Here is an 11,019-nt window from a genome sequence, read left to right as displayed (position 1 = left end):
TGCGAGGGCCGACGATGCCGCCTACTTGCCCCAGAGCTTCCGGTACGCCTCGCGATATCCCTTCGGGTCCCAGGAGGAGCCGCCGGCGCTGTTGGCCGCCGTCGTGATGTGCACCGGCGCGATGTAGCCGCTGGCGGGCTGGCCGGCGAAGGCGCGGTTGAACTCGTCGACCATCTGCCAGCCCTGCTCGGACAGCGGCTCGGGCACGGTGGCCGACTGGAACTGCTTGCTGTTGATGCGCTGGAAGGCCGAGGGGTCGCCGTCGCCCGCGCCGATGTTGAACGGGGCGCCGTCGCCCTGCTTGCCGCCCGCCCGCAGCGCGGGCGCCGCGTCGGCGAAGTACAGGTCGTTGATGGCGACCGAGTGCGTCCACTTGGTACCGAAGCGGGACAGCAGCGCGGAAACCTCCTGCGGGGTGCGGCTGCTGGCGTCGGCGATCGGGATGTTGGAGGTGGACAGCACCTTGATGTCGGAGCAGGTGGCGAGTTCCTTCTCGATCAGGTCCGACTTGCCCTTGGCGAACGGGATGGAGGCATCGGTGAAGACCACCACGCCGGCCCGGCCGTTGGACTGGCTGATGATCCAGTCGGCGCTGATCTTCGCGACGTCCTCGACCTTGGTGGTGATGTTGCTGAAGAGCTTCGGGTCCTTGCTGGGTCCGGGGGTGCCCACGGCGTGCCAGCCGATGAGCGGGATACCGGCGGCGTCGGCCTGGGCGACCTGCGTGGCGGTCGACTTGGGGTCGAAGCCGGACAGGACGATGCCGTCGGGCTTCACGGCGACGGCCTGGCTGACGGCGGCCTGGATACCGGCCGGGGTGCCCTGACCGTCGATGATCCTCACCTTCCAGCCGATGGCCTTGGCGGCCTCCTTGACGCCTTCGGCGGCGCCTGCGACACCGGGGTTGGTCATGCTCTGGGCGACGTAGACGATGGTCTTGCCGGCGACCGCCTTGGGGCCGGTGGCCGGTCCGCCCCAGGGGGCGTCGACCGACTCGGCGCCGCTGACCGCCTGCTTCGCCGTCGCCAGGACGGCCTGGCAGCCGGCCTTCGAGGACCCGCCGACGGCGGTGGAGCCGGCACTCTCGGAGCCCCGGCTGCAGCCTGCGACGGAAGCGGTGAGTACGGCCAGGGTGGCCACGGCTCTGAGGGTTGCCTTGCGGGTGGGGTGGTACGACACAGCGGTGCTCCTTGAGGGCGTATGACAAGCGGAGGGCGAGGCACGAGGACGAGGGAGCGGGGGGACGGGGATACGTCGGATGTGCGGGGCGGTGCGGGGCAGTGCGGGGAGAGACGTGCGGGGAGAGACGTGCGGGCCACGGCCGTCATGAGGCGCGGCCCTGCCGTTCGGCCGCGGTCAGGGGGTGCGCGGTGCGTCACCATCGGTCGAGCCGGTGCCGGCGGGCGTCGGCTGCTTCGTCGCGGGTTCCGTCCCGGGTTCCGTCCCGGGCGCGGCCATGGAGCGGTGGGTGGCACTGGCGCCGGCGCGCAGCCGACGGCGGGCGGAGTAACCGGCCAGGCCGACCGCGAGGAGCAGCGTGCCGCCATTGAACAGGGGGGTTGCCCAGAACTCGGCACCGAGTTGGCCGATGCCCGCGAGTCCGATGGCGAGGATGGTGACAGCGACCACGGTTCCGGCGGCGTTGGCGCGGCCCGGTTTGATGGCCGTGGAGCCGAGCAGGGCACCGACGAAGGCGGGCAGCAGGTAGTCCATGCCGACGCTCGGGCTGCCGATCTGCTGCTGCGCGGCGAGCAGGACGCCCGCGAACCCGACGACGAGTCCGGAGCCGGCGAAGGCGTAGATGCCGTAGCGGCGGGTGGGGATGCCGACGAGGTCGGCGGCGCGGGCGTTGGAGCCGATGACGTACAGGTAGCGGCCGAGGGGCAGGCGCTCCAGCAGCAGCCACAGCAGCACGGCGAGCGCCAGGACGTAGAAGGCGGGGACGGGCAGGCCGAGGAACTTGGAGTTGTACAGGTCGGTGAAGGCCGGGGGCAGCCCCTGCGGGCCGGGCACGATCCGGGCGCCGTCGGTGATCCAGCCGGTGCAGGCGTACAGGAGGCTGCCAGTGCCGAGGGTGGCGATGAAGGAGTCGATCTTGGCGAACTCCACCAGCAGACCGTTGAGTACGCCGACGATGCCGCCGCCGATGATGACGACGAGACAGGCCACCGGCCAGGGCCAGCCGTTGTTCACGATGAGTTGCATGGCCAGGACGTGGGCGAAGCCGAGCCCGTAGCCGACGGACAGGTCGAACTTGCCGGTGACGATGGGGATCATCGCGCCGAGCGCGAGTATCGCGGGGATCGACTGGTTGGACAGGATCGACGAGGCGTTCTCCATCGTCGGGAAGGTGTCCGGCAGGGCCAGCGCGAAGATGACGAACAGCAGGACGGTCAGGCCGAGCAGGCCGTAGGTGCCGATCAGATGGCCGCCGCGCAGCCGGGCGGCGACTCCACCGCCGTCCGCGCCCTTGTCGGCGCTGCCGGGTGGCTGCCTGCTCGACCCGCGGGGTGTCCCGTTGCCGGCGCTGTCCCCGGCGGCCCCTTCCCCCTGTGCGTTCTTGTCGCGGTCGGCCTGCCGACGGGCGGATTCGGTCTCGGTGGCCATCAGTTGTCCGCCGTTCCGGTCAGCGCCGGCATGGCCGACGCGGCGTGGGTGAGTTCGGTGACGGTGAGGGCTTCGCCGCTGAGTTCGGCGGTCACGGTGCCCCGTACGAAGACCAGGGCGCGGTGGCACACGTCGGCGACTTCCTCGAAGTCGGTGGAGATGAGGAGGACCGCGAGTCCCTGGGCGAGCGCGTCGTCGAGCAGGCGGTAGATCTCCGCCTTGGCACCGACGTCGACTCCCGCGGTCGGCTCCTCAAGGATCACGACGCGCCTGCTCAGACGCAGCCAGCGGCCGATCATGACCTTCTGCTGGTTGCCGCCGGAGAGCGTCGCGATGGGTGCCTCCGAGTTGGCCGGCCGTACGCCGAACCTCTCGACCAGCGATGTCGCTTCGGCGCGCTCGCGCGACGGGCTGATCCAGCGCCACGGAGAACGGCTGTCGGCGCGCGGATTGGCCAGGAAGTTCTCCCGTACGGTGAGTTCGAGGGCGCAGCCCTCCTCCTGGCGGTTGCTGGTGACGAAGCCGATGCCCGCGTCGACGGCCGCAGCGGGCGAGCCGGGCCGGTAGGGATGGCCGTCGAGCAGTGCCTCACCGTCCTGGATCGGCCGGGAACCGGCGAGGGCACGGCCGAGGTCCATGTGGCCGGCGCCGGTGAGGCCGACCATGCCGAGGACCTCCCCGGCGCGCAGCTCCAGGTCGACGGGGCCCGCACCCTCGGTGGTGACGCCGGTGAGGCGCAGCACGGTCGGGGCCTCGCCGGTGGGGGCCCTGGTGGCGGGCTCCGTGCGGTGACTTTCCGGTTCGTGGCCGACGATGTCGCGCACGATGCGGTCGGGGCCGTGGTCGGCGAGGCGGCCCTCGCTGATGAGGTGGCCGTCGCGGAGGACCGCGAAGCTGTCGGCGACCTGGTAGACCTCGTCGAGCCGGTGGCTGACGTAGACGATGCCGTGCCCGCGGTCGCGCAGGGTGTGCAGTACGTCGAAGAGCCGGGCGCAGTCCGCGGCGGGCAGGCTCGCGGTGGGTTCGTCGAGGACGATGAGCCGGGCCCGGGTGGACAGGGCGCGTGCGATGGCGACCAGGGACCGCTCGGCGCGGGTCAGGTCGGCGACCGCCGCGTCCGGGTCGAGGTGACCGGCGACGATGTCCAGCGCCTGGGTGCTGCGCTCGCGGACCTGCCGCCAGGAGACAAGACCGGCGCGGCGCGGGTAGCCGGTACCGAGGGCGATGTTCTCGGCGACCGTCATCCATTCGACGAGGCCGAGGTCCTGGTGGATGAAGGACATCTCCGCGGAGGCGGCATCGGTGCCGAGTGGTTGACCGGCGACGGTGACCTCGCCCTGGTCCGCCCGGTAGACACCGGCAAGGATCTTGATAAGGGTGGATTTTCCCGCACCATTGTGACCCAATAGGGCGAGGACGCTGCCCGGGTGGATGTCGAGATCGACATCGGCGAGGGCGAGAGTGCCGCCGAACCGCTTGCGCAGCCCGCGGATGCTCACCAGGGGGCGGTCTGCAGCCCGGGGGGCCGCCGGCGGGCCGGGGGCCGGATCGGATGCTGTGTCAGCCGTGTCGGCTGTGTCAGCCGTGTCATCGGGAGCGTCATTCACGGACTTCTCCGAAGGGATCTGCCAGCCGAGGGTCACTCCATCGGCTCGACCAGAATCCTGTACGCCTCCCAGTATTTTGGTCAATAGCTCCGCGAGCATTTATTGCCCCAAAGTTACGGCGGCCGTACGGAGAGATCTCCGTACGGCCGCCGTGGGACAGCATCGAAAGGGCCGCCGACCAGCCCCTGAACGTCAGCGGGTGCCGGCCGGCACCCCCTGCGGGAGCATGGGGTTCTCCAGCCCCGCCGCTATGACTCGCAGGTCCTTCAGCAGCGCCTCGCGGAACTCGTCGTCGAGCCGGGCCTTGAGCACGGTGACACTGATCGCGAACGGCGCCGAGTCCGTCCGGAAGCCGTTGACCGGCACGGAAAGGCAGAGGATGCCCGCCGTGGCCTCCTCGTCGTCGATCGCGTAGCCCCGCTCCCGGATCTGAGCCAGGTCCGCCATCAGGGCCGGTACGGAGGTGATGGACCGTTCGCTGAGCGCGGGCAGGGTGCGGCCGCGCAGCCGGTCCTCGGCCACCGCCGGGTCCAGGGTGGACAGGATGGCCTTGCCGGTGGCCGTGCAGTTCGCGGGGAAGCGGTCACCGATGTTGGCGGTCAGCCGCAAGGGCTGCGTGCCGTCGTAACGCCCCAGGTAGAGGACGTCCAGGCCGTCGAGTACGGCGACCCGGGCGGTCTCCCGCGAGATGTGGGCGCTGCGCCGGCACAGCTCGTAGAAGTCGCGCAGCTGATCGACGGTGGCCAGGTAGCGGCCGCCCAGCTCGACGAGCTTGCGCCCCAGGCTGAAGCCCGAGCCGTTGCGCGTGATCATGCCGGCCGCCTCCAGCGAGGCACACAGATTGCCCGTCGAGGACTTCGGCAGGCCGAGGGCGCGCGCGAGCTCACTCACCGACAGCGGGCGGCCCTCCGCCTCGCCAAGTGCGTCGAGGATCGCCACGGCCCGCGTCACGGCGGGGACGAGACTGCCCGGGTCACTTGCGCTCACCAGTATCTCCACCCATCATTCTGTTCGTCGTACAGCATATTGGCTATTGTCTCTCGTGTGCCCCCGAACGACAATGCCGTCGGCGCACGCTTTGCCGTCGAGATTCTCCGCATCCCCTCGGGACCACTCGACCGTAGCGCGCCTTCCGGGTCGGCCGACGACATCCTCCGAGCCTTGGAGCGTTGAGCAGCAGATGACCAGAAACCCGCATGATCCATCTCCCAACGGCCCCCCGATGTCCCGCGAGGAGTTCGACGCGCTCTTCGACGAGCTGAGCACCTGGGGCCGCTGGGCCCCGACCGAGGCCGACCGCGGCGCGTGGAACCGGGTCACCCCCGAGCACGCACGGCGCGCCGCCGCACTGGTCCGCACCGGCACCACGGTTCCCACGGCCCTGCCGTGGAACACGGCGCCCGGCCCCGACAACGGCAAGCCCGCGCTCCACTACATGTCCGACCTCGGCGACGTCGAAGCCCCCGAACCGTCCTGCCACAAGGACTTCATCGCCGTCGACTACCACGGCAAGGGCGTCAGCCATCTCGACGCGCTGTCCCACATCGCCTACCGGGGACAGCTGTACGACGGCCGCGTCGCACGCGAGGTCGTCGACGCGGGCGGCGCCCGCTTCGGCTCCGTGTCCGCGCTCGGCCCGCTGGTCACCAAGGGCGTACTGATCGACATGCCCGCCGTCCTCGGCACCGACTGGCTGGAGCCCGGCCGCGCCGTGCACGCCGAGGAGGTCGCCGACGCGGAGAAGGCCCTGGGCGTCACCATCGGCGACGGCGACGCGGTGCTGCTGCGCTCCGGCCACTTCCGGCGCCGCGCCGAACTCGGCGCCTGGAACCCGGACAACGCCAGCGCCGGCTTCCACGTGGACGCCATGCCGCTGTTCGCCGAGCGCGGGATCGCACTGCTCGGCGGAGACGGTGACAGCGACGTACGGCCCTCGCCGGTCGAAGGGCTGCACTCCCCCGTGCACGCCCTCGCGATCACCGCCATGGGCGTACCGCTGCTGGACAACCTCGACCTCGAAGCGCTCTCCGCCGCCTGCGCGCAGGCCGGCCGCTACGAGTTCCTGTTCGTCGTGGCCCCACTGAACGTCCCCGGCGGCACGGGTTCGCCCGTCAACCCGATCGCGGTGCTGTGATGGCCACCGCATCAGCCGCGGAGTTCAGGGTCGGCGTCAGCCGGGACTTCCTGGACGCGGACGGACGCAACGTGTGGGGCGACATCCGGCTCGGCGAACTCGACGCCGCCGGGGTCGACTGGCACTACCTGCCACGCGACACCGGGGAACTCCTCGCGACCGACGTCGACGGCCTGGACGCCGTCCTGTTCGCCGGCCCCGCCGTCACGGCGCGCACCTTCGAGGGCGCCGCCCGCCCGCCGCTGCTCTTCGCCCGCTTCGGCGTCGGCTACGACGCCGTCGACCTCGACGCGTGCACCCGCAACGGCGCCCTGGTGACGATCACCCCGGACGGTGCCCGACGCCCGGTCGCCACCGCCGCCCTCACCCTGCTCCTGTCCGTGCTGCACAACGTGACCGCCAAGGACCGGCTGGTGCGGGAGGGGCGCTGGACCGAGAAGGAACAGTGGATGGGCCTCGGGCTCACCGGCCGCCGCATCGGGCTGATCGGCCTGGGCAACACCGCCCGCGATCTGGTCGGACTGCTGCGGCCGTTCGAGGCCGACATCGTGGCGTACGACCCGTACTGCCCGCCGGAGACCGCGGCCGCGCTCGGCGTCAGGCTCGCGGACGTCGACACCGTGATGGCTCAGGCCGACGCCGTGATCGTGATGTGCGCGCTGACGGAGGAGACCCGTCATCTCGTCGACGCGCGGCGGCTGGCACTGATGAAGCCCACGGCGGTCCTCCTCAATGTCGCCCGCGGTCCCATCGTCGACGAGGCCGCGCTGATCGAGGCGCTGCGCGTACGGCGCATCAGGGGTGCCGGACTGGACGTGTTCGAGAGCGAACCACCCGCCCCCGACAACCCGTTGCTGGGCATGGACCAGGTCGTGCTCAGCCCGCACGCCCTGGCGTGGACCGACGAGATGTCCGCCGGGAACGGCGGCAGCGCGGTCCGCGCCGTACTGGAGGTGGCGGCGGGCCGCGTACCGCCCTTCGTCGTCAACCGGGATGTGGTCGACAGTCCTCGACTGATCGGCCGCCTCGCCGAGTTGACGGCCCGTCAGATCACTCCGGCGGGAACCGGCGCATGAGCGTCGCCGACATCGGCACCGGCACCGTCGGCTTCCTCGGTCTCGGCGCCATGGGACTGCCCATGGCGGTGAACCTCGCCCGGGCCGGTGTCGACGTGCTCGCCTGGAACCGCGGCCGGACCCCGCTGGAGGCCGCCGTGGCCGCCGGCTGCCGCAGCGCCGACAGCCCGGAGGAGGTGGCCGCCTCCGCTCCGGTCGTCCTCACCATGCTCCCCGACCTCCCCCAGGTGATCGAGGTGCTGGACGGCCCGGGCGGACTGCGTTCCGGTCGGCCTGTCATGGACACCCTGGTCGTGATGGGCACCGTCTCCCCCGTCGCGGTGCGCGCCCTCGCCGGGAAACTGCGCCCCCAGGGCATCACCGTCATCGACGCCCCCGTCAGCGGCGGGGTGACCGGTGCCCGCGACGCCACCCTGTCGATCATGGCCGGGGGCCCGGCGGAGGCGGTCGCACGGATCCGCCCGTGTCTGGAGGCGATGGGCTCGACCGTGCGACGCCTGGGGGACACCGGCGCCGGTTCCCTCGCCAAGGCCTGCAACCAGCTCGTCGTCGCCGGAACCCTGGTCGCGCTCGCCGAGGCCGTACTGCTCGGCGAACGCGGCGGCCTCGAACCCGCCGCGCTGCTCGACGTACTGGCCGGCGGCCTCGCCTCCTCCGAGGTACTCGCACAGAAACGGCACCACCTGGCCGAGGGCGACTTCACCCCGTCCGGCCCGGCCCGCTACCTCCACAAGGACCTCGGGTTCGTCCTGGACAGCGCCGCCGACGCCCACGTCACGCTGCCGCTCTCCACGACCGTCGCGGAGCTGTACGCGGCCGTCGAGGCCAGGGGCCTCGGCGACCTGGACAACAGCGTCGTCCTCGGCCTGCTGCGCGACGGCTCGCCCCACTCCCCCGATCACCACACGTCCCCCGCTCACCACACGAAGGACTGAGGACACATGCAGGTAGGAATCGTCGGCCTCGGACGCATGGGCGGCAACATGGCCGCCCGCTGGCGGGACCGCGGCCACGAGGTGCTCGGCTACAGCCGTACCTCCCCCGACCGCGACGCCGGCTCGCTGGAGGAACTCGTCGGCAAGCTCGCCGGGCCCCGCGTGGTGTGGCTGATGCTCCCCTCGGGGGAACCGACCCGCCAGGCCCTGCGGCAGCTCGCGGAACTGCTGTCCCCCGGCGACGTGATCGTCGAGGGCGGCAACTCCCGCTTCAGCGACGACACCGAGCACGCTCTGATGCTCGCCGGCCACGGCATCGGCTACGTCGACTGCGGCGTCAGCGGCGGCGTCTGGGGCCGCGAGAACGGCTACGCCGTGATGTGCGGCGGCGAGGACGAGCACGTACAGCGCGTCTGGCCGCTGCTGGAGTCGCTCGCCCCCGACGAGGACGGGCTGTGTCACGCGGGCCCGGTGGGCGCCGGTCACTACGCCAAGATGGTCCACAACGGCATCGAGTACGGCATGATGCAGGCGCTCGCCGAAGGCTACGAGCTGCTGGAGGCCGGCGAGTACGTACCGGACGTACCCAAGGTGCTCGCCTCCTGGCGGCACGGCACGGTCGTCCGCTCCTGGCTGCTCGATCTTCTCGTCCGCGCCCTGGAGGAGGACCCGGGCCTGGCCACCCTCTCCGGCCGCGTCGACGACTCGGGCGAGGGCCGCTGGACGGTCGAGGAGGCGGTACGCCTCTCCGTGTCCGCCCCCGCCATGACCGCGGCCCTCTTCGCCCGCTTCGCCTCCCGCAAGCCCGACGCGGCCCAGCTCAAGGCCCTCGCGGCGATGCGCCGGCAGTTCGGCGGCCACGCGGTGCACGGCGCCGACGCGGTCACCGCAGCCAGGGCGTGAGCGGGGGCGGCCGGAAGGACGAGGAGGAGAGCCGCCGAGGGCGGACGCCGCCGGTCACCGGGGCCTTCTTCCTGGAGAACCCGGACGGCGCGATCACCTCGCCGGCCGCCCCCGCACATGGCCGCCTCCTTCAAGGGGCGGCCGGCCGACCTCGGCACCGCCATGACGGGTCGCGGAGGCGGTGCGGCTGTCACCACGGCTGCGGCGGGATGCCGCAGCCGTGGTCACCGGTGCGGCGCCTGGACCCCGCGCAGGAGCTGGTAGAGCTGTTCACCGAGCCCCCGCGTCTCTGCCAGCCGCCGCGCCGCCGTCGGGTCCGGGGTCACGGTGCGGTGGGCGCGTGCACCCGGCACCGGGGCGGTCAGCGAGGGCAGGTCACCGAGCGCGTGCCGGGCAAGCAGCGCGGCACCGAAACCCGAGCCCGCGGCGTCGTCGGTGATCTCCAGCGGCATGTCGAGCGCGGCGGCGACGATCTCCGCCCAGAGCGAGGAGCGCAACGCGCCCCCAGTGGCCCGTACCGAAGTGATCGGGGCGTCGGCGGCGAGCAGGGAGTCGCGCACGAGGGCGAGTTGCTGCCCGACACCCTCGATCATGGCCCGGGTCATATGGGCCCTGCCATGTCCGCGGCGCAGCCCGATCAGGGCGCCGCGCGCGTCCGGGTCCCACCAGGGTGCGCGTTCCCCGAGCAGGTGCGGCAGGGCGATCAGACCCTCGGCGCCGGGCTCCACCTGGGCCGCCTCCTTCAGCAGATCGCCGACATCGACGCCACCGAAGGACTCGGCCGCCCACTGGGCGACGACCCCGGCATTGCTGACCGCGCCGCCGAGCACCCACAGCCCGTCGGCGAGGTAGTAGCAGAACACCCGGCAGCGTTCGTCCACGCCCGGCCGGTCGCGTACGACGCGCAGGGCGCCGCTGGTGCCGAGGGACAGCGCGGCGGTGGCCGGCGCGGTGGCCCCGACGGCGAGATTGGCCAGCGGGCCGTCGCCCGCGCCCGCCACCACCGGCAGCCCGGCGGGCAGCCCCAGCGCGGCGGCGGCTTTCGGGAGCAGTGTGAACACGGCGGTCGGCGGCACCAGTTCGGGCAGCCGGTCGGCGCTCACCCCGGCGATGTCCAGGGCGGGGCCGTGCCATCGAGCGGTGCGCATGTCCAGCAGGCCGGTGGCGGAGGCGCAGGACAGATCGGTGACCAGCCTGCCGGTGAATTGCGAGAGGACGTAGTCCTTCAGACCGCACCAGGAGGCCGTACGCCGGACGAGTTCCGGCTCGTGTGCCGTGAACCAGGCGAGTTTGGTGAGCGGGGCCATGGAGTGCACGGGGGTTCCGGTCGCCCGGTGCAGCGCGTCGGCGCTTCCGGCTGCCCGCAGACCTCGGGCGATGTCGGCGGCCCGGGTGTCCGCCCAGCTCAGCGCCGGGGTCAACGGTTCTCCGGCGGAATCCAGGGCGAGCAGGGTGTGCAGGGCCGCGCTGAAGGACAGGGCGGCCACCGTGAGACCGCGCCCCGCGCAGATCCCCGTGCTCTCCCGTACCGCGTCGACGACCCCGGCCAACACCGTCTCCGGGTCGTGGACGGCTTCCCCGTACCGGCCCGTGCGCAGGGGTGCGGGTCGCTCGACGGTCGAGACCACCCGGTAGGCACCGTCCACCGCGACCACCTTGGTCGCGGTGGTGCCCAGGTCGATCCCGAGCACTACCTGGGTTTCGTCCTTCATCACCGTCTTGACCTCCGTTCCATCTCCGCGGACCGTAACAGCATG

General features: G+C 72.0%; 9 protein-coding genes. 4 read left to right on the top strand and 5 right to left on the bottom strand.

All coding sequences use genetic code 11. The annotated features are described in order from the left end of the window. Positions 1 to 21: 21 nt before the first annotated feature. From OG734_RS25675 to OG734_RS25660, 4 genes are all read right to left on the bottom strand, one after another. Positions 22 to 1,179: a substrate-binding domain-containing protein gene (locus tag OG734_RS25675; protein ID WP_330289841.1), complete on the bottom strand. Its 1,158-nt coding sequence runs from the start codon at positions 1,177 to 1,179 to the stop codon at positions 22 to 24. A gap of 177 nt (positions 1,180 to 1,356) precedes the next feature. Then, positions 1,357 to 2,607: an ABC transporter permease gene (locus OG734_RS25670; protein WP_330289840.1), complete on the bottom strand. Its 1,251-nt coding sequence runs from the start codon at positions 2,605 to 2,607 to the stop codon at positions 1,357 to 1,359. Then, on the bottom strand, positions 2,607 to 4,106 hold the full coding sequence (locus OG734_RS25665; protein WP_330289839.1) for a sugar ABC transporter ATP-binding protein: 1,500 nt from the start codon (positions 4,104 to 4,106) through the stop codon (positions 2,607 to 2,609). Before OG734_RS25665 ends, OG734_RS25670 begins: the two co-directional genes overlap by 1 nt. Before the next feature lie 300 nt (positions 4,107 to 4,406). Beyond that, on the bottom strand, positions 4,407 to 5,201 hold the full coding sequence (locus OG734_RS25660) for an IclR family transcriptional regulator (RefSeq protein ID WP_330289838.1): 795 nt from the start codon (positions 5,199 to 5,201) through the stop codon (positions 4,407 to 4,409). A gap of 193 nt (positions 5,202 to 5,394) precedes the next feature. On the opposite strand from OG734_RS25660, the gene OG734_RS25655 reads away from it, so the two are divergent. The 4 genes from OG734_RS25655 to gnd are packed head-to-tail and all read left to right on the top strand — an operon-like array spanning position 5,395 to position 9,262. Beyond that, entirely contained in the window at positions 5,395 to 6,348 is a 954-nt protein-coding gene (locus OG734_RS25655) for a cyclase family protein (protein WP_330289837.1), read from the top strand. Next, positions 6,348 to 7,424, top strand: coding sequence for an NAD(P)-dependent oxidoreductase (locus OG734_RS25650; protein ID WP_330289836.1), 1,077 nt, complete (start codon positions 6,348 to 6,350; stop codon positions 7,422 to 7,424). The genes OG734_RS25655 and OG734_RS25650 overlap by 1 nt, the downstream gene beginning before the upstream one ends. Further along, positions 7,421 to 8,359 (top strand): NAD(P)-dependent oxidoreductase, encoded by a 939-nt coding sequence (locus tag OG734_RS25645; RefSeq protein WP_330289835.1) that lies wholly within the window; start codon positions 7,421 to 7,423, stop codon positions 8,357 to 8,359. Before OG734_RS25650 ends, OG734_RS25645 begins: the two co-directional genes overlap by 4 nt. A 6-nt stretch (positions 8,360 to 8,365) precedes the next feature. Continuing rightward, positions 8,366 to 9,262, top strand: a complete 897-nt coding sequence (gnd, locus tag OG734_RS25640) for a phosphogluconate dehydrogenase (NAD(+)-dependent, decarboxylating) (RefSeq protein ID WP_330289834.1) — start codon at positions 8,366 to 8,368, stop codon at positions 9,260 to 9,262. Between the two features lie 224 nt (positions 9,263 to 9,486). On the opposite strand, the gene OG734_RS25635 is transcribed toward gnd, so the two are convergent. After that, a complete protein-coding gene (locus OG734_RS25635) occupies positions 9,487 to 10,974 on the bottom strand; it encodes a gluconokinase (RefSeq protein ID WP_330293786.1) in 1,488 nt (495 codons plus the stop codon). Between the last annotated feature and the right edge of the window lie 45 nt (positions 10,975 to 11,019).

It is taken from the genome of Streptomyces sp. NBC_00576 (genome assembly GCF_036345175.1).
GTDB lineage: Bacteria > Actinomycetota > Actinomycetes > Streptomycetales > Streptomycetaceae > Streptomyces.
The sequence above is the reverse complement of the archived record's forward strand: the minus strand, read 5'-3'. Positions and strand labels throughout refer to the sequence as shown.

Excerpts from the sequence above, each read along its gene's own strand:
- OG734_RS25670 (WP_330289840.1), bottom strand. The coding sequence starts at position 2,607 with ATGGCCACCGAGACCGAATCCGCCCGTCGGCAGGCCGACCGCGACAAG.
- OG734_RS25655 (WP_330289837.1), top strand. The coding sequence starts at position 5,395 with ATGACCAGAAACCCGCATGATCCATCTCCCAACGGCCCCCCGATGTCC.
- OG734_RS25650 (WP_330289836.1), top strand. The coding sequence starts at position 6,348 with ATGGCCACCGCATCAGCCGCGGAGTTCAGGGTCGGCGTCAGCCGGGAC.
- OG734_RS25645 (WP_330289835.1), top strand. The coding sequence starts at position 7,421 with ATGAGCGTCGCCGACATCGGCACCGGCACCGTCGGCTTCCTCGGTCTC.
- gnd (WP_330289834.1), top strand. The coding sequence starts at position 8,366 with ATGCAGGTAGGAATCGTCGGCCTCGGACGCATGGGCGGCAACATGGCC.
- OG734_RS25635 (WP_330293786.1), bottom strand. The coding sequence starts at position 10,974 with ATGAAGGACGAAACCCAGGTAGTGCTCGGGATCGACCTGGGCACCACC.